At 54.9% G+C, this 22595-nt stretch carries 23 protein-coding genes; 10 read left to right on the forward strand and 13 right to left on the reverse strand.

Annotated elements, in window-relative coordinates; translation table 11 throughout:
- Positions 1-83 precede the first annotated feature (83 nt).
- Positions 84-656, forward strand: coding sequence for a Rab family GTPase (locus AMR42_RS19185; protein ID WP_099535453.1), 573 nt, complete (start codon positions 84-86; stop codon positions 654-656).
- Between the two features lie 146 nt (positions 657-802).
- On the opposite strand, the gene AMR42_RS19190 is transcribed toward AMR42_RS19185, so the two are convergent.
- Positions 803-1558, reverse strand: coding sequence for a 2-phosphosulfolactate phosphatase family protein (locus AMR42_RS19190; protein ID WP_099535507.1), 756 nt, complete (start codon positions 1556-1558; stop codon positions 803-805).
- Between the two features lie 574 nt (positions 1559-2132).
- On the opposite strand from AMR42_RS19190, the gene AMR42_RS19195 reads away from it, so the two are divergent.
- Together AMR42_RS19195 and AMR42_RS19200 are read left to right on the forward strand one after the other, a co-directional pair.
- The gene (locus tag AMR42_RS19195) at positions 2133-2816 is read left to right on the forward strand and encodes a Crp/Fnr family transcriptional regulator (protein ID WP_099535455.1); all 684 of its coding nucleotides are present in this window, start codon (positions 2133-2135) and stop codon (positions 2814-2816) included.
- Between the two features lie 107 nt (positions 2817-2923).
- Positions 2924-4702: a M61 family metallopeptidase gene (locus AMR42_RS19200; protein WP_099535457.1), complete on the forward strand. Its 1779-nt coding sequence runs from the start codon at positions 2924-2926 to the stop codon at positions 4700-4702.
- A 225-nt stretch (positions 4703-4927) separates the two neighbouring features.
- On the opposite strand, the gene AMR42_RS19205 is transcribed toward AMR42_RS19200, so the two are convergent.
- From AMR42_RS19205 to AMR42_RS19235, 7 genes are all read right to left on the reverse strand, one after another.
- Complete coding sequence (locus AMR42_RS19205; protein WP_099535459.1) at positions 4928-5182, reverse strand: phycobilisome linker polypeptide; 255 nt, start codon at positions 5180-5182, stop codon at positions 4928-4930.
- Positions 5183-5297: 115 nt separating this feature from the next.
- On the reverse strand, positions 5298-5507 hold the full coding sequence (locus AMR42_RS19210) for a hypothetical protein (RefSeq protein WP_099535462.1): 210 nt from the start codon (positions 5505-5507) through the stop codon (positions 5298-5300).
- 26 nt (positions 5508-5533) lie between these two features.
- Entirely contained in the window at positions 5534-6400 is an 867-nt protein-coding gene (locus tag AMR42_RS19215; RefSeq protein WP_099535464.1) for a phycobilisome linker polypeptide, read from the reverse strand.
- Positions 6401-6538: 138 nt separating this feature from the next.
- The gene (cpcA, locus tag AMR42_RS19220) at positions 6539-7027 is read right to left on the reverse strand and encodes a phycocyanin subunit alpha (protein WP_099535466.1); all 489 of its coding nucleotides are present in this window, start codon (positions 7025-7027) and stop codon (positions 6539-6541) included.
- 291 nt (positions 7028-7318) lie between these two features.
- Entirely contained in the window at positions 7319-7837 is a 519-nt protein-coding gene (locus AMR42_RS19225; protein WP_099535468.1) for a phycocyanin subunit beta, read from the reverse strand.
- 920 nt (positions 7838-8757) lie between these two features.
- Positions 8758-9831 (reverse strand): lysylphosphatidylglycerol synthase transmembrane domain-containing protein, encoded by a 1074-nt coding sequence (locus AMR42_RS19230; RefSeq protein ID WP_099535470.1) that lies wholly within the window; start codon positions 9829-9831, stop codon positions 8758-8760.
- A 45-nt stretch (positions 9832-9876) separates the two neighbouring features.
- Positions 9877-11529, reverse strand: a complete 1653-nt coding sequence (locus tag AMR42_RS19235) for a hypothetical protein (protein WP_099535509.1) — start codon at positions 11527-11529, stop codon at positions 9877-9879.
- Positions 11530-11855: 326 nt separating this feature from the next.
- Between AMR42_RS19235 and AMR42_RS19240 the strand changes: the two genes are divergently transcribed.
- On the forward strand, positions 11856-12866 hold the full coding sequence (locus AMR42_RS19240; protein WP_347278271.1) for an Npun_R2479 family HD domain-containing metalloprotein: 1011 nt from the start codon (positions 11856-11858) through the stop codon (positions 12864-12866).
- A gap of 132 nt (positions 12867-12998) precedes the next feature.
- On the opposite strand, the gene AMR42_RS19245 is transcribed toward AMR42_RS19240, so the two are convergent.
- Positions 12999-13829 carry a photosystem II manganese-stabilizing polypeptide gene (locus AMR42_RS19245; protein ID WP_099535472.1) on the reverse strand — a complete coding sequence of 277 codons (831 nt, stop codon included), beginning with the start codon at positions 13827-13829 and terminating at the stop codon, positions 12999-13001.
- Positions 13830-14514: 685 nt separating this feature from the next.
- Positions 14515-14706, reverse strand: coding sequence for a hypothetical protein (locus tag AMR42_RS19255; protein ID WP_099535476.1), 192 nt, complete (start codon positions 14704-14706; stop codon positions 14515-14517).
- A 588-nt stretch (positions 14707-15294) separates the two neighbouring features.
- Between AMR42_RS19255 and AMR42_RS19260 the strand changes: the two genes are divergently transcribed.
- The 5 genes from AMR42_RS19260 (at position 15295) to AMR42_RS19280 (ending at position 19674) form a co-directional block, all read left to right on the forward strand.
- Positions 15295-16575, forward strand: coding sequence for a pyridoxal phosphate-dependent aminotransferase family protein (locus AMR42_RS19260; RefSeq protein WP_099535478.1), 1281 nt, complete (start codon positions 15295-15297; stop codon positions 16573-16575).
- Between the two features lie 201 nt (positions 16576-16776).
- Positions 16777-16977 (forward strand): hypothetical protein, encoded by a 201-nt coding sequence (locus tag AMR42_RS19265; protein WP_099535480.1) that lies wholly within the window; start codon positions 16777-16779, stop codon positions 16975-16977.
- A 167-nt stretch (positions 16978-17144) separates the two neighbouring features.
- Positions 17145-18233 carry a DUF3326 domain-containing protein gene (locus tag AMR42_RS19270; protein WP_099535481.1) on the forward strand — a complete coding sequence of 363 codons (1089 nt, stop codon included), beginning with the start codon at positions 17145-17147 and terminating at the stop codon, positions 18231-18233.
- A 110-nt stretch (positions 18234-18343) separates the two neighbouring features.
- The gene (locus AMR42_RS19275) at positions 18344-18925 is read left to right on the forward strand and encodes a CPBP family intramembrane glutamic endopeptidase (protein ID WP_199291363.1); all 582 of its coding nucleotides are present in this window, start codon (positions 18344-18346) and stop codon (positions 18923-18925) included.
- A 107-nt stretch (positions 18926-19032) separates the two neighbouring features.
- Entirely contained in the window at positions 19033-19674 is a 642-nt protein-coding gene (locus tag AMR42_RS19280; RefSeq protein ID WP_099535483.1) for an LON peptidase substrate-binding domain-containing protein, read from the forward strand.
- A gap of 119 nt (positions 19675-19793) precedes the next feature.
- On the opposite strand, the gene AMR42_RS19285 is transcribed toward AMR42_RS19280, so the two are convergent.
- From AMR42_RS19285 to AMR42_RS20765, 3 genes are all read right to left on the reverse strand, one after another.
- Complete coding sequence (locus AMR42_RS19285; RefSeq protein WP_199858252.1) at positions 19794-20387, reverse strand: CatB-related O-acetyltransferase; 594 nt, start codon at positions 20385-20387, stop codon at positions 19794-19796.
- 206 nt (positions 20388-20593) lie between these two features.
- Positions 20594-21589 (reverse strand): Gfo/Idh/MocA family protein, encoded by a 996-nt coding sequence (locus AMR42_RS19290; protein WP_099535487.1) that lies wholly within the window; start codon positions 21587-21589, stop codon positions 20594-20596.
- Positions 21590-22045: 456 nt separating this feature from the next.
- Positions 22046-22186, reverse strand: coding sequence for a hypothetical protein (locus AMR42_RS20765; protein WP_158234552.1), 141 nt, complete (start codon positions 22184-22186; stop codon positions 22046-22048).
- Between the two features lie 38 nt (positions 22187-22224).
- Here AMR42_RS20765 and AMR42_RS19295 point away from each other — a divergent pair, with 38 nt between their 5' ends.
- Positions 22225-22518, forward strand: coding sequence for a 2Fe-2S iron-sulfur cluster-binding protein (locus AMR42_RS19295; protein WP_099535489.1), 294 nt, complete (start codon positions 22225-22227; stop codon positions 22516-22518).
- Positions 22519-22595: the final 77 nt, after the last annotated feature.

Here is a 22595-nt window from a genome sequence, read left to right on the forward strand (position 1 = left end):
TTTGCCGTTGAATTTCGGCCAGTTTCCATCCTGTCTTCTACAATCGGCCCAGTCGCCGGTGCGTTTGCCAACCCCCTAAAGCCATGCAAACCCTTTCAAAAAAAATTTGTTTGGTCGGTGATTATGCAGTTGGCAAAACCAGCCTGATTCGTCGATTTGTGGATCGGCAATTTAGCGATCGCTACTTGTCCACCATTGGGGTAAAAATCTCTCGGAAGATTGTGCCCGTGCCGCTGCCAGATCCGTCTCTCGATCGGGCCTCTGAGCGGCCGGAGCCGATGGAATTGCAGTTGCTGATTTGGGATGTGGAGGGCCAAACTAAGTTTCAGCGGATTGCCCCCAGCTATCTTCAAGGATCCTCTGGGGCGATCGTGGTGGCCGATGCCACCCGCCCCGACACGGTTAGTCATCTGCGCGACCATGCCAATTTAGTGCGATCGGTCTCGCCCACCAGTGTCGTGATTCTGGCCATCAACAAAGTCGATTTGATGGACGAGTCCCATAAACACCATCTACAGCTTCAGGTGGAAACCCTCCTGGCCGGCGTGACCTACTCGCTCTATTGGACTTCCGCCAAAAGTGGCAGCAATGTGGATGAGATCTTTAGTGAATTAGCCCTGTCCATGGTGCAGCCAGCCATCAGCCGGGGCCGATAGCTGACTGGGCGTTGGTTTTGGCTTAGGTTTTAGCTCAGGTTTGGCTCACTCAGTGCGAATGATGCAAGTTGAGCAAAAACTTAGCAAGAACGCAGCACGAATTCAACGCCAAATTAAATGCCAATTAAGTGCCAATTAAATGCAAACTAAGCGCGGGTCAACACTGCCGGGGCCGTTTGGATGGGCACCACATCTAGGCGATCCTGACTGGCGCAATATTCCAAATCCTCCAGCAAACCCAGCCGCAGCAGGCGTTGGCCGTGGCTTGCCTGGTGAAACAGTTGCAGCAGTCGATCGCGCCATTGGTCATAGAGCGCCAACGCCGCCACGGCCTCATCGTTGCCGAACCAATCTGAGTCCTGACCTAGTTTTTCCAACAGGGCAGAAATAATCGCACCAGCGCAGACCGTATCTTCCAGGGAAAAGCTGCCTTCCCAGCCGGAAGCAGTCATCCAGAGGGTGGCGGGTTGTTGGGCCAACACAAAGTCCACGATCGCCCGTCGATTCACCAGGGCCGCCGCCAAAACAACCGGGGCGTTTTGGATGGTTTGCAGGGCCCGAGTGCCGTTGGTGGTGCTCATGAACAGGCGTTTGCCCGCCACCCGATCGGGGGTACAGTCTAGGGGAGAGTTACCCAAATCACAGCCTTCCACGGTTTTGCCGCCCCGCTCGCCAATCCGAATGCGACGATCGGCCGGCCAAGCCTCGCTGGTGGTCATCAATTCTTCAAGGGTGCAAAAGGCCTGAACCGATTCCGCTCCGGCGGCCAGCGCTGTGGCGATCGTGGTCGTGGCCCGCAACACATCAATGGCGATCGCACAGTCCGGCGCTGGGGTCGTCGGCGACTCGCTCCCCGAAAATTGGGGGGTTAACTCCGGGGTATGAAATACAGAAATCTTCACAGAACAGATTTCTTTACAGAACGCAACGACACCCTTTAGTGCATCACGATGGGGGCGATCGCGCAAGCATGGTCAGCCCCAAGATGTTCTGGGAATTGTGGATCGGCGCTGAGCCTAAAGGGCCGGAATTTCGTTTGGTTTTGGGAGGATTTTCCCCATCAGCCGACGAAGATCCTAAGGAGGGGACGATTAACGGGAATTAACCATAAGCAACTAGGGTTAATTCGAGCTGGCCGGAATGTTGCTTCAGAACGTCATCGAAGATGATTCAACCAGACCATTCAACCAGACCATTCAACCCGTGACCAGAAGATGGCCATGGGGCGCTAAATTCAGCTAAATTCAACCGATGGTTGACGGCGGCCCGTTGTGGCCAGCCATTGAGCGAAGTCATGGGGTCAGGCATTTAGAGTCACCATTAAGACCCATAACTGAGCGTAGGAGAATGGGGCGATCGCCCCGTCCCGAACCGCCGAAACCCAACCGCAATTCGTCAAGACTCTGGGTGTTTCATCTGCCATCTAGGACAGAATCTTGCTAGGCTCAAAGAACCATGCCAACTAACTCTCCGGCAATGCAAACTGAAACCTTTACAGAGCTTTTTCCATTGTTCAATGCGGCCAGTCAAGAAACGCTCGATTGGCTGTTGGCGGCCGCAGTCGAGCATGATTACCCCGCAGGACGCGCCGTTTTAATGGAAGACTCTTGGGGAAATGCGGTCTATTTCATTGCCTCCGGATGGGTGAAAGTCCGTCGGCTCTCGGGGGACAAAGACATGACCTTGGCCATTTTGGGTCAGGGTGACTTTTTTGGAGAAATGGCCATCTTGGACGAATCGCCTCGATCGACCGATGTGTTGGCCCTGAGCGAAGTGGAACTATTTAGCATCTCCGCTCAACGATTTGTCCAAACCCTGTTTAAAGATTCCCAGCTACACCACCGACTGCTGCAACTCATGGTGCGCCGGGTTCGGAATGCCAACACCCGCTTGCAGTTGCGCCGAAAACCGAGCGCCGTCAAATTAGCAAACACCTTGGCTTCTTTGGCCGATGACTACGGACAACCGGCCGATCGGGGACGCGACATTCTGAATATCCCGATCAAGGATTTGGCAGAAGTCAGTGACATTACCCTCGAAGAAACCGCCAAAATTATGGCGAAACTGCAAGAAAAAGGTTGGGTGAAGATCGATCCGCACGAAAAAATTATGCACTTGCCCTTTTTGCCACAGTTACGACAACTGGCAAGCCAAGGTTAGTGAGAGGCTATTGAGCGGCATAGTCAGATGGCATGGTCAGTTTGTTGCTGACCATTTCCTCTGTTGTGATTGCATTCCGTTGATGACGTTTTCTCTTTCTTTGACCCATGACCCAAGCAATTGCCACCCCGCCCGATCGTCGAGCAGCCCAGTTGCCACGGTTAACTTATCAAGTGGCCATGCCCGAGCCACAAACCCACCTTTTTGAAATTGAACTGGTGTTGGAGGGTTGGCAAAGCACCACCTTAGATCTCAAGTTTCCCGTTTGGACTCCCGGTTCCTATCTGATTCGGGAGTATGAACGGCATCTGCAAGACTTCAGTGCTTGGGGGGCAAACCAACAGCAACTGCTGTGGCGAAAGCTGGCCAAAAATCACTGGCAAGTGGCGATCGGGCAGTTAGAAACGGTCACCATTCGCTATCGGCTGTTTGCTAACGAATTGACCGTGCGCACGAACCATCTCGATCGCACCCATGCCTACTTCAACGGGGCAGCCACGTTCCTCTATCCCGTTGGGGGGTTAGAAATTCCGTTGCAAGTGACCATTGCCCTGCCCCGATCGGACTGGCAAGTGGCCACTGCTCTGCCCTTGGTCAACGATCAAGGAACCCAAAAAACCTTTCAAGCGGCCGATTTCGATCAACTGGTTGATAGTCCCTTTGAAATTGGAACCCATCAACTGCATCGCTTTGAAGTGCTGGGTAAATCCCATGAATTAGCGATCTGGGGCAATGGCAACCTGGAACCCCAATCGATCCTTGAGGACTTTGAAAAAATCATCAAAGTTGAAGCTAACCTATTTGGCGAACTGCCCTACGATCGCTACCTATTTATTTTGCATCTCACCGGTCAGGGCTATGGCGGCCTAGAGCATAAAAACTCCTGCTCGCTGATTTATAACCGCTATGGATTCCAGCAAACGGAAAAACGCCATCAGTTCATGCAACTGGTGGCCCATGAGTTTTTCCATCTTTGGAACGTGAAGCGGATCCGGCCCAAAGAGCTAGAAACCTTTGATTATGATGCGGAAAACTACACGCCGTCCCTGTGGTTTTGCGAAGGAACCACCAGCTACTATGATTTGCAAATTCCCTGCCGCGCGGGTATTTATAGCCGAGCAGATTTCCTAACACAATTGAGCAAGGAAATTACTCGCTATTTGAATACACCGGGACGGTTGGTTCAGCCTTTGGCCGAATCGAGCTTTGATGCTTGGATTAAGCTTTATCGGGCTGAAGCCCACAGTGGCAATAACCAAATCTCCTATTACCTGAAGGGAGAAATGGTTTCCTTGCTATTGGATTTAAAAATTCGGGCTAAGTTTGACAATGCTCGATCGCTCGATGATGTTTTGCAGCGCCTGTGGCAAGCATTTGGCCAACCAGAAGTGGGCTTTACCGCTCAACAATTGGAGTCCATTATTGCTGAAGTGGCTGAAGAAAACCTGAGTGATTTCTTCCATCGCTATTTGCACACCACCGAAGAATTGCCACTCCAAACCTATCTGCAACCCTTTGGCTTAGAGCTAAGGGGAATTGTCGATCGCGCAGTTCCCTACTTGGGTTTGCGTCTGGCTACCGAGCAGGGCCGCGAAATGGTGAAATTCACCGAAGCTCAATCCCCCGCCCATCATGCGGGCATCGATCCTGGTGATGAAATCCTGGCGCTGGATGGCATTCGGTTAGCAGCGGGACAATTGCCCGATCGCCTCCGAGACTATCAACCGGGCGATCGACTCACCATCACCTATTTCCATCAGGATCAACTCCAATCCACCACCGTAGAACTGGCTGATCCCAAGCCCAGTCGCTATGAAGTTGCCCTTCTCAAAGACATCAGCCCGCTGCAAGAACAACTCCTCACCGGTTGGTTGGGAGCTGCCTAGGGAATGCGGTTCGTTATGCAAAAAGCGGGAGCCACTTCAGATCTTGAAGCTGGACTCCCGCTGGCAAGACGGATCTTAGTGATGGATCTTAGCGATTGAAAGGAATGCCGAAGAAGCACGAAACTGGCAAGCAAGTCACGGAGCCTGATCCTTGGGCTAATTCCCACCGGAACCAACCCCTACAGATTCGAGAATCGATCCAAGAATCTGGGGATGGAACCGTAACTATTCAGCCGCGCCTTCGTCGCCCACAACCACAGGAGTGATGTTGACGATTTTGCCGCCCAACCGCAGAATCCGTTGCATTTCTTGGTTCATGCGGCTATAGGGAACGTTAATGAAGATACTGCCGCTATTGCGCACAGAATAGGACTGGCGATCGGTTTGGTCATTTTGAGCCAAACCCGTCACTTCATAACGGAACACACGGGCCCCAGCAGTGGTGTTGGCCGACGAACCCGCAAGCGCTTGACCGAGCATAAACTCTCCCTCAAACTGTTAAAAAACTTCGCAGTTAAATGTCGCAGTTTAACTGTGGAATACTGTCTTTCTCAAGACGATAGAAAACGAGGTACAACGCATGAATGAATCATGATCATTGCACCTCGTCAATCGCAACCACTACAAGCAAACAGGAGCAAGCAAACAAGTCCCAGCCATTCATGGTTTGGCCCTGTTGCGGCGTGTCACCGCTGCGCTGCATCAGCCCAGTCAGCAGCCGTTGCCATCCGACAATCCAAGCCGATCGAGCTGGGTACAGGGCAGGGTGACCAAGCAACACAACCTTCCAATGGGGCTGAGTCATCATTCCATTTATTTCAAGCCGAGACCCTAAACAGGGGTAACGCTGGCGATTTTGCCGCCTTGACGTTGGATCTTTTGCATTTGATCCGACAACCGCGAGTAGGGAACCGTGAAGGTGCGGCTGCTACGACGCACGGCCGGATAGCCAGCGCCCAACAGGCCCGTTGCTTCCACTCGATACAGGCGATCGCTTTGGCTTTGGCCAAAAGAGGTGGGGGTGAGGCTGCCTTGGCCCAGGTCTTGCGAATTACGGAAGGCCCAGCCAATGTTGCTGCCCGAGGGACCCACAACGGCCGAAGCAGAATTGCGTCCCAACTCCGTGGCTAGACGCGGGCTGATTCCTTCAATCTGTGCCCGATCGCTATTGGCATAGCCCCGGTACAGGTGGAACATACGCGTAAAGCCCACGGTCTTCTGACCCGTTTGGGTCGCGAAACCGCGGTAGTAGGGAACAATATTTTCGCCAAAAGCGTTTTGATATTCTGCGGAATCGATGTAGGAATCGATGTCAGCATCAAAGCCTTCGTTTTGGTAGCGATCGAGGTGTTCAATCACTTCCGACTCATCGTAGGGCGCGCGACCCAACAGATGCTTCAGATTCAACTCGATCGTCCGAGTTTGGAAGTTGTTATACAAAAACTTCTCTTTGTATAGATCGGACTTCGCCACGGAGCGGACAAATTCCTGAACCGTGATCGAACGATTACGCAGCAGCGACTCAGAGCTAATCAAGCGCTGGGACTGCATCACATAATCGTTGCCCAGTACCTGACGGTAAACCGCCCGGATCACCAGTTCAACATCATCTGCCGAAGCATAGGCCCGCAGCTCAACGGGTGCAGCATCTGCATAGGCTGCCGTCCCCAGGCGCGAAGCAGCAACAGTAACGGCCATGAACAAATCTCCCAAAAATCACAGCAAGCACGGCTTACAAAAAAGCTCCCGGAAGAGGAGCCAACCAATTGAACCAGGTTACCGTTGCTGGGCAAACCAGCCACAACCGGCTCGGACACTCTTCCGGGATTGCATCAACTAGCTCAGGGCTTGGATAGCGTAGTCGATGTAGGTGTTTGCTTCGTTAGCAGCTTGACCGCTCAGACCGTGGTTAGCCTTGATGCTCTTGAGAGCTTCAACGTACCAGCTGGGGGACAGTTCGAAGGTGCTGTTGATTTCAGCCAAACCAGCGATGAGGTAGTCATCCATGGGGCCGGTGCCACCAGCAACCAAGCAGTAGGTGATCATGCGCAGGTAGTAGCCCACGTCACGAGCGCACTTGTCCTTGCCGGTTTGGGTCGAGGCGTAGTTAGCGCCGTTCATTTGGGTCGTGTAGGGGAACTTGCCGTACACAGCTTGCACAGCAGCGCTCACCAGGCTGTCAGCCTTGGTGGTCAGGGCGCGAGCAGCTTCCATGCTGGCTTGAGCGCGCTCGAAGCGACCGCGAGCCGATTGCAGTTCAGCGTTGCTCAGGAAACGACCTTGCGAATCAGCAGCTGCGATAGCTTCGGTGATCGGAGTCTTCATAGTCCCGTGTTAGGTGTCTCTAAAGTTAGCGTTGTTGACATCTTCCCTACCGCAAGCGGACAGGGATTCCCAAACTTCACAGTTTGGGTTTCTGCTTCACACCACCTGCCTCCACCTCGAAGGATGTTTGGTCTTACAGTTGTTCCGCAGACTGAAACCGCTAGCCTAGCGGCCATTCATCGACTAAAACGCCCTGAAGGGCGGGGCTTTAAACCCTGTTTTCCGATAAATCGAGACGAGATTGAAGTCAAAAGAAGATTGAAATCCTAAGTGACTTCACGGCAGCTTCGATTAGGCAACTGCACCAGCAGCGCGATCGAAGTAGCCAGCCACTTCAGCAATCAACGAAGAGCAATCGCCGGGGGTGATACCAGCAGGATCGTTAGCGATCGCGATCGCAGCATCCTTCATCTTGGCAACGCCAGCAGAAACCGAAGCGCCGGGCACGCCCAGAGCAACGTAGGTTTCGCGCAGACCGTTCAGGCAACGATCATCCAGAACGCTAGCATCGCCAGCCAAGGTTGCGTAGGTCACATAACGCAGGATGATTTCCATGTCGCGCAAGCAAGCAGCCATGCGACGGTTGGTGTAAGCGTTACCACCGGGAGCGATCAGTTGGGGTTGCTCAGCGAACAGAGCGCGAGCAGCGTTGGCGACGATAGTCGAAGCGTTGCTGGTCAAGCGGTTAACAACGTCGAGACGCTTGTTGCCGCTAGCAACGAGGGCGCTCAGAGCATCCAGTTGCTCGTTGCTCAGATAAGCACCACGAGCGTCGGCTTGAGAAACAACCTTCGCAAATGCGTCGAACATGGAATCGATCTCCTAAGGAATAGGTGTTTGTCGAGGTTGGTTGTGGTTTTGCGCTGTAGACAACTCAGTTCGCTGCCTTCACCTGCTAGCGCAGTGCGAGAAGGTTTTTCAGCTCCGTCTTAGTTCAGCAACGCTTTGCTTAAATTGGGGATCTCAATAGGTAGCCATGGCAAATCTGCCGGTTAAATTAACCGCAGTCATGGCTCAAAATCTGAGAGACTTTTCAAGTTTTATGAGAACCGAAAAAAATCCCTAGCAGTAGCGCGTTGACTAACGTTTGCTTGTTAAACACCTCTCGGCTATTTCTTTATACAACGCAGAAAGGGGTTTGGTCATTACAAGTTGTTAAGTTTCTTCAGGGATGTTCGGCATGAGCAACGAAGGATTAAAGAAACTCCCATGTTGCTAAAGGCTGAGGGCGATGGAGGTAGATTTCTGGGCTGTTGGGAACTCAAGGTTTTGTGGTGTGGGGATTTACTGAGTTTTGTGCTTTTTTGCAAAGGTTAGGTATAAAAACTTAGTCCGAAGAATCAGGAACTGAAATCGCCCCGATCAAAAACGGTAATTGTCTAGAATTTCGTCAGAAATCCTTAATGTTTCCTTTAGAAAAGGTCAAAACCTTTAACAAAAATCGATGTTGGCTGCTGGCTGTGAGATCCCTGAATAAAGGCTAGAAAATTGGTCAATGGGCGAGGTCAGTCCGCGAAAATGCCCGATGGATCTCGGTTTTGGCGGTTGGTATCCTCTGGCGATCGGATTCGCAAACTTTGCATGGCTCCTATGCGAGATTTGCTGGGTTGGTAACCCTTATTGGTAAATCCCTGTTGGTAAACCCCCTACTGATCAACCTTCTTGTGGGCGAGATGGCAAGGATGGGATGGCAAATGGGTTTGCGGAATCCCTGGCGAACCGAGAAAAGTTTATGGGTCGGAGCCGGCTGTGGGCTGCTGCCAGCGCTTGAGCTGAAGTAGGTATTGCCCCAAAAACGGTAGCCCTCCGATCGCGGGGAGCAGGTAGCGGGAGGTACACAACAGCCCAAGGGCGGCCCCGATCGGGGCGGCAAAGTAGGGTTGGTAAAACAAAATGAGGGCTGCGTCCCGAGTGCCCACGCCCGCGAAGGTTAAGGGCAACAGGCCGGCCAGAATGGCCAGCGGCGAGAGGGCTAAGTTAGCCAGGAAGGGCGCAAAGGCACGCAGGGCCAAGATGAAAAACCAGATTTGCAAAAGATGCAGAAACCAAATCACGATCGAGGTGAGGGTAATGATCGCGAGTTGGCGGCGATCGCTCCAAAAGTAGTCGTGCATCAGTTGCCAGGAGTCGCTGAGCCGATCGAGCTTGCGGCGCATCTTGCCGGGGGCGATTCGCTGACTGGCGGCAAAGACCGATCGCGCAAAGGCGGGCCAACTCAACAGCGCCACCCCGGCCACCAGCCCCCCGATCGTGGCCAACGTCATGATCCAAAACAGGGGATCCTTGCTGGGATAGAGCAGCAGGCCAAACCCGCACCACACCAGCAACGACAACATATCGCAAGCCTTTTCAAACACCACCACCGAAAAGGCCAGGGAACCATCTAAATGTCCCCGATCGCGCATGAAATAGGACTTGGCCAGGTCACCCATTTTGGACGGCAGCACCATATTCAACACACTGGCCGCCAAAATCAGCCGATTGGCTTCTCCAAAGCTCAAGGTTGCAGCGGAAACCGCCGCCGACTCGATCGCGGGGGATGCTGCCCGGTCTGAATCCTCCGAGCTTGCTGGGTTGGGCAACGGAATCCCGCGCGGCATAGCCCCCTGGGGCCTGACCCGGGGCATTAACTGCTGCAACCGCCAGGCTGTCAGCAAGGTTAGGGGCACAACCATGCCCAAGCTGATGGCCATCCATACCGGATCGCATTGCTGAAACACTTGCACCAACCCGGCAAAGTCGATGCGGGTGTAAATCACAATCAAAATCAGCAAGCTAACGGCAATTGAAACCCAACGCTTCATAGAAAATCTCAGGCGGGAAGAATGATGGGGAATAGGTTGGCGGCTTTAGGAAAACAGGCGATCGACCTTCAGGGGTTCACCGGGCTGGAGATGCTGAACCTGATTCGTCAAATCCCAGCTTTTTTGGAGCTGACCCGCTTGGTAAGTGCGGCTCATCACCACATAAATCGAAGTTTGATCGGTACCGATTTCCACTTCTTGCACGGGTTGCCAATCAGGAGCCAGCAACTCATCTTGCACCCGCCAGCCTTGCCCCACCCATTCCAAACGACGAATAAAACGATAGGGGGTCGATCGCTTGCCCACGATCAAAATTTGCTGCAAAGTGCGCCGAATCAGGTTCGGAAAAAATCGCCCCACACTCAACATCACCAACCGCAAAATCATTAACTTGCTAGGGGTCATGAGGGTTTGTTTTGCCCAGCCCAGTTGCCCACAAATGCCAATGTGATCGGGTTCCACTTGCAAATCGTATTGATCCACCAGATGACCCACAGCATTTTTCAGTTTTTTGCCCTGTTGCACTTGTAGTGAAAATTGCGTATCGGATGCCAAGAGATGTTGGTTTCGGAAAATTTTGAAAGTGCCCCCTTTGTTAAGGGCTAACAGTAAGGTCAGCCAGTGACCTTCATGGTTTTGGCGACGATCGATCAAAATTCTGGCTTCTGGCAGCCAAACTCGTAGGGGCGTGGGATCTGGAATGGAAGGGCGATCGGGCACAAAATCCCGCCAAGCTAATAAATAATTCCAAGTGTGATGGCCCACAATATGGTCATCTGCGTAACAGGCTCCCAATCCCCGTGCGAGTCCTTGCAAAACTTGGTCATTAATCGCCAGGGCCGACGGCATCCACCGCCCCACCAATTCAAAGCCATGGGGAAAGAAATTATAGGTATTTCGGCTTGTATATTCCCCTCCAAAAGAGCCATCGGGATGCACAAACCACTGCACCAACTCCACCGCTTGGGCTAAGGCGGGCTGCAATCTTGGATCCGCCTCGTCGCCCTGCAAAGTCAGCAACCGCGCCAAACAGGAAATGGTGAGGGTGTGGTAGCCCGGATCGCACCCTTCATATTCTTGAAACCAGCCTTCGGTGCTCTGCCAAGACAAAACCTGATTGAGGCGATCGACCTTGGCCCGTTGCCATTGATCGGTCTGGAGCCGCTGCCCCAGCAACTCCAAACACAGCACAATCAAGGCTTGGTGATTGGTGAGCCGGCCGCTTTCTTGGTGATGGGCCAACCAATCGGCCCGCCGACTCAAAAATTGCCAAATTTGCGGATCATCCAGCCCAATTAGCTCACAGGCATCAATGCACGCCAGCAAAGAAAAGGCCGCCGCCCCTCCGGCCCGCTCAAAGGGAAAATAATCATCACAGGAGCCGTCTGGATGAGAGCTTTGGGCCCCGTAGCGAATGCCTGCCTCAACCCAGCGCCGAAGGTTAGGCTGCTGATAAAAAGGATTGTTCGGTAAAGGCAAGGCCCAAACCAACGCCAGGGGCAGCACAAATTCCTGGCTCATGCCGCTGGGAAAGTCAACGATTTTGTATTGCCAGTAGTTGCGATCGAAGCAACCGTAGGTGGGGCTATGGGGGTTGCGATCGCACAGGGTCAAAATTTTGGGAATTTGGGCGATCGCCGCCTGGGCAAACTGATCCCGATCGGGCTGTGATGGGAAAGATGAAGGCTGATGAGGCATGGAGCTAGAAAACTCATCGATCGCCATAGGGAAGTGCGGTTGTGGTTGAGCGGATGTGTGAATTGAGGCGTGGGGCATGGGTCACCAACGATCGCGAGTTCGATCGCAGCAACAACCAAGATACGATCGCCCCGGGCCCCCGCCGTCATCACCACCCATCCCAGCCCCTGTCACCGTATCCCGCCGGCCACTCGCTAGGATAGAAACATCATGCAGGTTAATTTTGCGCCAGTTAACTTCGCACCAGTCGATTTCTCAGCAACTGCCTTGAACCCCTTGAGTGCCTTGCCCTCTCAACTCAGCCGACTCATGCGGAGGTAGCGATCGTGCTCAACCCCACAAAGTCGATCGTGGACGAACTCACCCGAGAACTAGCAGACGGCTACCGCCAAACCTACGGCGGTATGAAACCGGACTATGCGGAAATTCTCGGGTGGGTTGCCAACATGGCCCTAGAAAACATCGCCAACAGTGACGCGCTCTACCACAACGTTGAGCACACCATGTACGTCACCCTGGTGGGCCAAGAAATTTTGAAAGGCAAGCATATTCGCCAAGGTGGCGTGACCTGCGAAGATTGGCTGCTCTTTCACGTCTCGCTGCTGTGTCACGACATTGGCTATGTACGCGGCGTTTGTCACCGCGATCGCCCCCAGCAGCGGATCTACGCCACCGGCATTGACGACGAAACCATCGCCCTCCCCACCGGAGCCACCGATGCCAGCATGGCTCCCTACCACGTCGATCGGGGCAAACGTTTCATCAAAGACCGCTTCAAAAAGCACCGCCTCATCGACACCCAGGCCGTGCAAGACAACATTGAACTCACCCGCTTCCCCGTTCCTCAAGACAACGACCACGCCGACACCGTAGGCTATCCCGGCCTGGTGCGAGCCGCCGACTTGATCGGCCAACTCTCCGACCCGCGCTACTTACAAAAAATTCCTGCCCTCTATTACGAATTCGAGGAAATTGGCACCAATCAACAATTGGGCTACCACAGCCCCGATGACTTGCGCGCCAAATATCCCAGCTTCTATTGGAATGTGGTTTACCGGTACATTGAGCCAGCCCTCGGCCTGTTGGAGCTAACCCAAACCGGCAAGCAAATCGCCGCCAACCTCTATGCCAACGTCTTCCGGGTCGAACACCAGCAATACACGCCCTTTTTTGCCCCCGAAGCCCACTCCTTAAGCTCAGCCACTTCCGCTAATTCCACTTCCGCTTCAGCATCCCCTTCAATAAGCTCAGGGACTTCAGCCAACTCAGGAACCTCAAGCAGTGGAGCCATCTCCACCAAAAACAACGTGCAAAAACAAGGAAGCCACGCCGATTAGGCATGGCTCCCAAGCAAAGGTTTTTAGGCAAAGAACCTAGGGGGCATGACGAGAGGGCCGCCTTGTCATGGGAATTCAGTTTCCCCTGCCCAGCGCTGGCCCTGCATGTCCCCCTTGTCCCTTGTTTATGGCCTAGGCATCGCTGTCCACACGGGCATAGAAGCGACCGACAATCTTCATGTCGCTCGGCTTCTTGGAACCCATGTCGGTATCCGAGGGTTGGTAGCTAACGAAAGTGCCGGCAATTTCGTTGGTGTCAGCGTCCACCTTCGACACTTGCAGCGAGATGTTGCCCGTGCCGATGTCGTATTTCTTGACGTTTTCTTTCACCAGTTCGTCGCTGTCAGCATCAGCGGGCAGCGCCACGGCATTGTCATAGCCGCTGGCCAAACCACGACCCTTCGGATCCAAGAAGGTGGAACCACGGTAGGAGGGAACGCGGAATTGACCCTTCAGGTCGGTGGAAGAGGTGATGGCCGCTTGACCGGCTTGGCTGGTGGCCACCAGTTGCTTGATCGTGAACAGGAAGGGCACTTCTTCGCCACCGGGCAGCAGCACGGTTGAAGGTTGGAAGTCAAAGCCATCTTCTTCGGTGAAGGTCAGCGAGCCATCGCTGTTCACGGCCAGGGAGCCTTGAATTTGGTCGAGGGAGCTGGTTTTGCGGGTCAGCAAACGACCTTCCACAAATTCCGCTTCTCTGCGCTTGTTAAGGCCTTCTTCTTTTACGTAGTAATTAAGGGGCTGTAAGCACAGGGCTTGAATGCTGTAATTTTTACCTGCTTCAAGGGCGATCGAACCGCGCGTGACGGTATCGACATCAGGGCAGTTATTCGCCAGACCGGTGTTCCGAATTTCTTCGTAGGTCAGGGGGCGATCGCTGGCCATTGAGGCATCGCCGCAGGCCGCCGTTAGCACACTCAGGCACAGGGCCAGAAGCGCGGCGATCAAAGCTTTGTATCGCATGGTGAACCTCAATCTCTAAAGTCTTGCTAAGGTCTCAAGGAATATTAGAAGAAGACTGGGACAAGTCTCGTGGCAGCGATCGGCGAGGGGTCACGACCGTAAGGGGCAAGCAGGCTACCCGATCGGGCAGTTACTAAACCCAAGCCCGCTGTCCAAGGTTTTCTAGATGGCCCGCGTGAAATCACCCGAAGAATCCGCTTGAGCAAGGGATCTACAGCGCAACACCACGCCACTAGGCATCCGAATTTTGGGGTTAATTGAGAAAACAATCAATCTCAATCAATCCCAACGATCGCTGGATATACCAAGCCAAGCGTCCCAATAGAGCATTCTACACGCCTCAGCGACCGCCCAATCGATTTCGCTGATTTGATCGATCGCTTTCGATCATCACCCAAGGACACCGTCCCCAAGCTGGTTTCTGAGCCAAGCCCCCAAGCGCAGCGGGGCCAGATTTAAACATCCGGCCCCGCTGCTGATTTTGGGTTTGGGTTTGTGCTTGACCCGGTGGTTCCCTCAGTGGCCCCTGTTGTGGAGCAGGGGGCCGGTGGGTTGGGTCTGGATCAGGACTGGGCAATTAACTGGGCAATTAACTGGGTGATCAACTGGGCAATCAGGCGATCGACTGAATCGATTGCTCGATTGCTTGCTCGATCAAGCAATCGCCTGGCCCCGTGATGCTTGCCTAGCTCATGGTGGCTGGGCTGCGATCATAGCTATCGCTAACCAACTTGCCTTGAATGTGGGTCAGGCGGTTGGCCGCATCGGCGGTCAGACCCATGGTGACGCTAGCGCGGCCTAGCAGGGATTGATGACGGTGCTTAACGGAATGGTGACGTTGGGTCATCAGGGCACGAGCGCGGTCGAGACTAGACATGGGAGCAACCTCCGAGGAAAAACTGATTGAGGGTTATAGCGACAACAACCGTTGATTAACTCCCGGACTGTTGGAGGGCGATGCAGGCATTGCGCCGGGTGGGCGGCAATCCCTGGCCCGATCGGGCCTTGGTTACTGGCTCTGCTGGGCCAGAAATCAAGGTCGGTTTCAGGCCGTTGTCCTATTCCTGAGAGTAGCGCAAATGAAAAATTTCTGCCAATTTCTGTATCAAGAGTTACGGAATACAAATCTTTAGAATTAGTCCCCAGGGGGTTGCACGCGATCGCGCGGGGTCTGAATAGGGGCCCAGTTGCATGACCAATCCATTGCCCCTTGCAAGAGCAGGCGCGAACTGAGATACAGTTAAGAGCAATTTGCGAGCGCAACAAATCGCAATACACCGAAACCATCGCAATCCCACACCCTGCCCAGTGACTGGGAAGGAGACTCGGATCATTACCCCCCGACTCCTAACCCCTCCTAAGCTGTTTTGGCGGGAAATCTGCGGCAGTGACTGCAACGACGCGATCGCACCCTGGGTCGGATAAGGATCGATCGCAACCAGCAATTTGAGGCGAGGAGAAACCTGTGGAAGTCGTCAAAGAGTACGTCCAGCGCTGGTATGAGAGCGATCTCGATCCAGATGAATATATTTGCCACCAGAAGCAGGGCAACTGGGTCGAAATTGAGGAGGCGACAACGGGGGAACGCTTCGAGGTGCTGACCTTTTGTACGAATGACGTACTGGGGTTAACGATGAACCCGGCCGTGCGCCAGGCTGCCATCGACTCAATTTTGCAATACGGCACCTCGAATAGTTCCTGCTCGGTGTTAAGTGGTCGGATTGATCTGCACCGCCAACTGGAAGATGAAATTTCCAGCTTCAAGCATTTGCCTCACACGCAATTGTTCATGAATGCCTGGATGGCCATGCAGGCCGTGATTGATGGGTTCTGCCATTTGGCCATTCAGGTGCCGGGCTTCACCCACGATCGCGAAACCCTGATCATGTCGGACGTGTTGAACCACGGCTGCATCATCTCGGCCCTGGCCCACGCTCGGACGCGATCGGGCAAAACCTTTAGCTATAGCCCCCATGTGCGGGTGAAGGCTTACCGCCACTGCGATGCGCAAGATTTGGCTCGCAAACTGGAACGCCATGCGCGGCCAGGCGATCGGATTTTTGTGGTGTCGGATGCGGTGTTTTCGATGGATGGGGATGTGGCTCCTCTGCCGGAAATGATCGAGGTGCTCAGTCGCTATCCCGGCTCCGTGCTGTTGATGGACGAAGCCCACGCCAGCGGCGCTCTGGGGCCCACGGGCCGCGGCATCTATGAGCATTTTGGGATTTTGCCCAGCGATGCGATCGCCAAAGGTGTTGTGCCCCTGATCATGACCACCTTCTCAAAGTTTGCGGCTTCGGCCGGTGCGGCCATCAGCACCCATGTGGCGGAATTCAAGCCGCTGATGAATGTGTCGCCCACCTCGATCGGAACCATTTCCCTGCCGCCGCCAATGACCGCCGCCGCCCTGGAGAGTATTCGCCAAGTGCGCCAACATCCAGAGCTGGTGAAGCGCCTGCAAGACAACACTCGCTACTTGCGATCACGGTTGACGGCCGCCAACTTTGAAGTGATGGGCGAAACCAATGTGTTGCCCGTGTTGCTGCCACCGGACATGAACCCGAAATATTTTGCCCGCCAACTGATGGCTGAGCATGGCATTTGGGTTTCTCCGATTTGGTTCATTGCCAAGCCTCGGGTGCGGATCACGGCCAACGCGCTCCATACCCAAGACGAGATGGATCGGTTGGTGGATGCCATGGTGCAGGTGCGCGAGTCCATGTATGCCGCCAGCAAGTCAGCCTAGGTTGACCTCGGTTGATCTCAGTTGACCCAGGCGGGCCAAGAGCTGCCTAGGATAGATAGCAACTGCTGGGACTGCTGGCCAAGATTTTTGACCGAGATTGCTGGTCAAAATTCCTTGCGCCAATCAATCCAAGCCCCTCCTTCACATGCCCTAGGTGGCCGCCTTGGCCGCTGCTGATTCCTCATCAATTTGGATAATTCTATGACCACCCATTTCATTGAGTTTGAGATTGACTTGAACGAGTCGCCGATGGCGCTGCCCCAGGCGATCGAAACGGAATTGCACAAACGGGGTGAGCCGTTGCGGTGGGCGGTGACCCAGGTGGAGGATGATTTGGCCAATGTGGAGGCGATTGTGACCACGGGCCTGGTGACCAGCGAACCGATCGAGTCGAACGTTTAATGGCGCACCGCAGGCCTTAAACTCCAGGCCTTAAACTTCAGACCGGAAGCGCTTGTTTGGCTCCCGGCTGTATTCCGCAAATATCCGGATCAAACCCGGCCGATGCGCGAGACCGGGGGCCAAGCCGTTGTTGTTCCATGTCCTACGTCTGATGCAAGCTGTGCCCGATGCAATCTGCGATCGTTGACCGAACTCGCCCGTTTACGGCGGTCTTGCTGATTCCCACCGGCATTGGTGCAACGATCGGGGGTTACGCAGGCGATGGGCTACCGGTGGCGCGGGCCATGGCCTCGGCGGTGGATTGTTTAATCACCCATCCCAACGTGTTGAACGGGGCCATGCTCTATTGGCCATTGCCCAACACCCTGTATGTGGAAGGCTATGCGCTCGATCGCCTCGCGGCGGGTGACTGGGGGCTGCGGCCGGTGCGCCAAAACCGGATCGCTCTGATTTTGGATCGGGCCATTGAACCGGAATTGCAGCGGCGACAACTGCAAGCGGCCGACGCGGCCCGGGCCACCTTGGGCATTGATGTGATGGCGGCAATTGTGACCGATCGCCCCCTGGGAGTGGCTCTCAAAATTTCCGCTTCCGGGGCCTCTTGGGGAACCATTGCCCAACCCGCCAGCCTGCTGAGGGCAGCGGAACGGGCGATCGAAGCCGGAGCCGAGGCGATCGCCGTGGTGGCCCGTTTTCCCGACGAAGACACCCCCCTAACCACCGCCTATCGTCAAGGCCGGGGCGTGGATCCGATCGCCGGAGCCGAAGCGGTGATCAGCCATTTGGTGGTGCGAGAATTTGCCGTGCCCTGTGCCCATGCGCCGGCCTTGGTCAGCGGCCCCCCAGCGGCAGACTTGGCCCCGCGATCGGCCGCCGAAGAATTGGGCCATACTTTCCTGCCCTGCGTGCTGGCTGGCCTGTGGCGATCGCCCCAATTCCTGCGCGATTGGGCCCAATGGCAACCCCTAGACATCACCCGCAACTCGATCGATGTGGTGATTACGCCCACAAGTGCCTGTGGCGGCGCGGCCGTTTTGCATTGGGCCGCCGCCGGGGCCGATATCCTCGCGGTGGACGACAACGCCACGGCGATGCAAGTCCCCCCCGAAGCGCTGAATTTGCGAGCCACACGGGTGCGATCATACTTAGAGGCGATCGGTTGGCTCACGGCCCGCCGGGCTGGCCTCTGGCCCGATGCCTTGCGATCGGATCCAATCATGCCGTTATTGCCAACGGTTGATTCGCCTGGGGATTAAGCACCACCCATCGCCACCCATCGCCACCCATCGCTGTTGATTCGCCCTTCAGAGCCATTTTTCATGCACCCCTGCCCTCGCTCCATCCCCGCTCCGCCCCGTCAAGCCCTGTGAATGATTTTGAGGATTTGGATCTAGAACCCCTAGAGCGATCGCAGCTTTTGATGACGATCGCCCTCACAGCCCTGGCCTTTTGGGGAGGGGCGCAACTGTGGCTCTGGTTGGGCCAAGTGCAGCGCTGGCCTGTGATTTGGTCTTGGACTGGGGTGGCGATCGGGCTGGGGCTGGGCCTCGCCATCACCGGCCTCAGCGGCGCGATCGCCCTAGTTTGGCCCGGATATCGTCGCAGCGCCCAAGCCTATCTCAACTGGTTGATGCCTTCCCTCTTGCCTTGGGATGCACTTTGGGTGGGCCTGTTGCCCGGAGCCAGCGAAGAACTGTTCTTTCGGGGGGTGATGTTTCCCGGCCTGGGCGCTGACTGGCTGGCCCTGTTGGGATCTAGCCTTTGCTTTGGTTGGCTGCATTTGGCAGGACGCAAGCACTGGCCCTACGCCGCTTGGGCCGGCATCACCGGGGCCATTCTCTGCGGCAGTGCTTGGTGGACGAGCAATTTGCTGGTTCCCACCATTGCCCACATCACCACCAATGCATTGGCTGTGTTGATCTGGCACTATCAACGAGCCAAGGCCTAGGGGCGAAACCGTCCAGTACCCGCCCAGTGCGATAGACTAGGGGCTGCCAGCATCCGCCCGCCATTGCGGTTTGCGGCGGCTTTGTTCACTCTCCCAGCTTTTTGCCGATGGGTTCTCCGTCCTCGATCGCCGTCCGTGAACTGCCGTTGTTCCCCCTTAACGACCTTGTGTTGTTTCCAGGACAACCTCTGCCGCTGCACATTTTTGAATATCGCTATCGGATCATGATGAACACCATCCTGGAAACCGATCGACGGTTTGGGGTGTTGATGTCCGATGAGCAAAGCGGCGAAATTGCCACCATTGGTTGTTGTGCGGAAGTCCTGCGCTATCAACGGTTACCCGATGGCCGGCTGAAGATGTTGACCCTCGGCCAACAGCGCTTTCGGTTGTTGGAATATGTGCGCGAAAAGCCCTACCGCGTTGGCTTGGTGGAATGGATTCAAGATGATCCACCCAGCGATGATCTGTATGGGTTAGCCGGGGAAGTGGAAACCCTGCTGAAGGACGTGGTGCGGTTGTCGGCCAAATTGTCCGATCGGGAAATTGAGCTACCGGACGAAATCCCCACCCTGCCCACGGAACTGTCCTACTGGGTTGCGGCCAAGCTCTATGGCGTGGCGGCGGAACAACAGGCCCTGTTGGAAATGCAAGATACGGCGGTGCGCCTGCAACGGGAAGCCGAAATTCTGAGTTCGACGCGCAACCACCTGGCGGCTCGCACGGCCCTGAAAGACGCACTCCCTTGAGGTTTTTTAGGGGTTTCTGGTTTTCAGCTTCTGGTTTTCAGTGTGGGCGATCGCCCCATGATAACCATGGCCATGAGCCGATCGAGGGTGGTTGTTGGGCTGGTGCTATTGGGCTAGTGCTATTGGGCCGATCGCAGCGCTGCCAAATCGCCACCACAGATGGCGGGCAAATTGCGGGTGATTTTGGCAATCTCCCAATCCCACCAGCGAATTTCTAGCAACGCGGCGATCGTCTCCTCATCAAACCGCTTCCGAATGGGTTGGGCCGGATTGCCACCCACGATCGTGTAAGGATCAACCGATCGGGTCACCACTGCCCCCGTCGCCACGATCGCCCCATCCCCAATTTGCACCCCCGGCATAATCGTCACCTCATAGCCCAACCACACGTCATTGCCAATCACCGTGTCGCCCTTGTGGGGCCAGTCGTCGGGCATGGCGGCTTCCCAACCGTTGCCAAACACGGGAAAGGGATAGTTCGTGAACCAATCGGTGCGGTGGTTGCCACCGTTCATGATGAATTTGCACTCGGCGGCGATCGAACAAAATTTGCCGATCCGCAGTTTGTCGCCAATGAAGTCAAAGTGGTAGAGCACATTGGCTTCAAAGCGTTCTGGCCCAGCGGGGTCATCGTAGTAGGTATAGTCACCCACAATGATTTGAGGATTTTTAATTAAAGGCTTCAAATAAACCAAGCGCCCTTGACCTGGCATGGGATAGGGCTGGTCTGGATCGGGGCCACAGGAGCCAGGATTAGAGGATTCAGGGCTAAAAGGCTCAGAACTCACAGATTCAGGACGAGAAGATTCAGAGCTAAAAGATTCAGGGCTAACAGATTCAGGGCTAACAGATTCAGGACAAGAGGACATAGACCATTGCTGATAGTCGCCGGTTTCGTCGAACTCACTTCAAGCAAGCTCTAAAGCAGGTCGATCGGGCGGCCCGTATTGGCCGATCGCGCCGCCGCATCCGCCACCCGCAGGGTGTATAAACTCTCTTCCGGGCGCACATACAGCGGTGTGCCATTCAGCAGGTAGGCCAAGACCGCGTGGGTGTCGCGGGCAAACAACCCCCGCCGACCGCCCACCTCCAGCGGTGTAACCTGATCGCCTTGGATCAGTTGCCCCTGATCGCCCTCATAAATCAACGTGCCCTGACTGCCGCGCACTTCCAACAGCCGCTGGGAACCGTGAAATCGATCGCCCTTGCCATAGGTGACCGTGGCGATCGGGCCGCTGCTAAAAATTAGCCTTGCTTCGCACCAACAGGCGTGATAATCCTCCACCTCCGCTGGCCAGTAGCGAGCCACAGCTCCCACCTGGCGGACGTTTTCAAATACATCCACCAGACGATGGAGCCGAGATAGGGCCCCCACCAGCGGAAATCCAAACAGCGATCGGTTATAAGTCCATTTGCCTGGGGTGGGAATTTGCGGCGCGATGGTGCTGTAGCGAGCGGAGATCACCTCGCCCACTTTGGGCAGCCAAGTTCGCAGGGATTGATGCACACCGCCCAACAGCTCAATGTGCTCCACATGCAACAGCCGATCGCGCGATCGGGCCAATTCCACCAATTCCGCCGCCTCGTTGGGATCCAGCGCCAGGGGATATTCCGTCACCACATGGCGATCGGCCTCTAGGGCTGCCCGCACGATCGCCCCCCGCTCGGCGTTGGTGTTGCAAACCATCACCAAGTCCACATCCGCGTGGCTGACCAGCTCCCGCCAAGAGTCCAGGGCGATCGCCCCGTAAGTTGCCGCAAAATCCGCCACCTTCTCCGGTGTGCGACCCGCCACCGCCACCAGCTTGGCCGCCAACCAATCTCCCTGTGCATCCGGCAACAGGGCCTCTGCCCGCAACTTTGCCACAAAGCCCGTGCCCACCAGGCCGACGCGCACCGGATTACCCAATAGCATGACTACAGATCACCAACATAGCCCCCCGATCTTAGCCTTTTGCCCCGGTCTCCTAGCGCTGATTTCGGGTGGCGGAAGGGCCGGAAAACCGACAATTCGGGGTGTTTTTATAAAAATTTCTTATTTTAAAACAAAGCTTTAGCTAGGGTTATAAATCGAAGCAGTCTCAGAACAATAAGCCTGGAAAGCCTTGAAAATATTGGTTTCAAGACTTTAGACTAAGCCAAGAACCCACAAAAACTCTGCCGATTCTCGCAAAAATATCCAATAAGTATAAGTAATTAGAATCGAATCTGGAAAAACGATTAAGAATAACGTTCTCGGATCTCTGTGCTCATCCGTAGTAGCAATAAAAATTTCTCGTAACATCAGAAGGCGAGGTTGGCTACGCCGGAAGTGAACCATGTCTTAACCCCATGGCTTCAGTTGTCGGTGGCCTCAAACGTAACTAAGGGTTCAGTGGGCATCCCGCCGATCGCGTTGACTGAGACTCCCGATCGCGACTGTTGTGTTAGCAGTCAAAATCCCATGGTCGCAAGTTGGCAACCCCGTGCAAGCTGCGCCATTGACCCGGTTAATCCGTTGCGTTAGCCCCATACCGCCCCTGTTTTTACGCGAGAGAGAGAGTCACAACCATGGCGACCTTCAAGGTAACGCTCATTACTCCCGACGGCGAAAAGGTCATCAACTGCGCCGACGATCAGTTCATTCTCGATGCGGCTGAAGAGGCAAACCTCGATCTGCCCTACTCCTGCCGTGCGGGCGCTTGTTCGACCTGTGCTGGTAAGGTAACTGCCGGTTCGGTGGATCAATCGGATCAGTCTTTCTTGGATGACGATCAAATCGAAGCGGGCTATGTGCTGACCTGTGCTGCTTACCCCACTTCAGACTGCACGATCGAAACCCACAAGGAAGAAGAGCTGTACTAAGCCTTTCTTCGGGTAGCAATGCCCAACTCATACGAAACGGGGCCGACGATGGTTGGCCCCGTTTTGTTTTCACTTCT

Origin of the sequence: Limnothrix sp. PR1529 (assembly GCF_002742025.1) — a bacterium.
In the GTDB taxonomy this organism is placed as follows: Bacteria; Cyanobacteriota; Cyanobacteriia; order CACIAM-69d; family CACIAM-69d; genus CACIAM-69d.

What these genes read in the sequence shown, in the direction of transcription:
- AMR42_RS19235 (WP_099535509.1), bottom strand. Translation starts at nt 11,529, where the DNA reads ATGCCTCATCAGCCTTCATCTTTCCCATCACAGCCCGATCGGGATCAG.
- cpcA (WP_099535466.1), bottom strand. Translation starts at nt 7,027, where the DNA reads ATGAAGACTCCGATCACCGAAGCTATCGCAGCTGCTGATTCGCAAGGT.
- AMR42_RS20765 (WP_158234552.1), bottom strand. Translation starts at nt 22,186, where the DNA reads ATGGGGCTAACGCAACGGATTAACCGGGTCAATGGCGCAGCTTGCACG.
- AMR42_RS19255 (WP_099535476.1), bottom strand. Translation starts at nt 14,706, where the DNA reads ATGTCTAGTCTCGACCGCGCTCGTGCCCTGATGACCCAACGTCACCAT.
- AMR42_RS19295 (WP_099535489.1), top strand. Translation starts at nt 22,225, where the DNA reads ATGGCGACCTTCAAGGTAACGCTCATTACTCCCGACGGCGAAAAGGTC.
- AMR42_RS19195 (WP_099535455.1), top strand. Translation starts at nt 2,133, where the DNA reads ATGCAAACTGAAACCTTTACAGAGCTTTTTCCATTGTTCAATGCGGCC.
- AMR42_RS19265 (WP_099535480.1), top strand. Translation starts at nt 16,777, where the DNA reads ATGACCACCCATTTCATTGAGTTTGAGATTGACTTGAACGAGTCGCCG.
- AMR42_RS19205 (WP_099535459.1), bottom strand. Translation starts at nt 5,182, where the DNA reads ATGCTCGGTCAAGCGCTTGCGGGTTCGTCGGCCAACACCACTGCTGGG.
- AMR42_RS19185 (WP_099535453.1), top strand. Translation starts at nt 84, where the DNA reads ATGCAAACCCTTTCAAAAAAAATTTGTTTGGTCGGTGATTATGCAGTT.
- AMR42_RS19200 (WP_099535457.1), top strand. Translation starts at nt 2,924, where the DNA reads ATGACCCAAGCAATTGCCACCCCGCCCGATCGTCGAGCAGCCCAGTTG.
- AMR42_RS19225 (WP_099535468.1), bottom strand. Translation starts at nt 7,837, where the DNA reads ATGTTCGACGCATTTGCGAAGGTTGTTTCTCAAGCCGACGCTCGTGGT.
- AMR42_RS19230 (WP_099535470.1), bottom strand. Translation starts at nt 9,831, where the DNA reads ATGAAGCGTTGGGTTTCAATTGCCGTTAGCTTGCTGATTTTGATTGTG.
- AMR42_RS19280 (WP_099535483.1), top strand. Translation starts at nt 19,033, where the DNA reads ATGGGTTCTCCGTCCTCGATCGCCGTCCGTGAACTGCCGTTGTTCCCC.
- AMR42_RS19215 (WP_099535464.1), bottom strand. Translation starts at nt 6,400, where the DNA reads ATGGCCGTTACTGTTGCTGCTTCGCGCCTGGGGACGGCAGCCTATGCA.
- AMR42_RS19270 (WP_099535481.1), top strand. Translation starts at nt 17,145, where the DNA reads ATGCAATCTGCGATCGTTGACCGAACTCGCCCGTTTACGGCGGTCTTG.
- AMR42_RS19285 (WP_199858252.1), bottom strand. Translation starts at nt 20,387, where the DNA reads ATGCCAGGTCAAGGGCGCTTGGTTTATTTGAAGCCTTTAATTAAAAAT.
- AMR42_RS19290 (WP_099535487.1), bottom strand. Translation starts at nt 21,589, where the DNA reads ATGCTATTGGGTAATCCGGTGCGCGTCGGCCTGGTGGGCACGGGCTTT.
- AMR42_RS19210 (WP_099535462.1), bottom strand. Translation starts at nt 5,507, where the DNA reads ATGACTCAGCCCCATTGGAAGGTTGTGTTGCTTGGTCACCCTGCCCTG.
- AMR42_RS19245 (WP_099535472.1), bottom strand. Translation starts at nt 13,829, where the DNA reads ATGCGATACAAAGCTTTGATCGCCGCGCTTCTGGCCCTGTGCCTGAGT.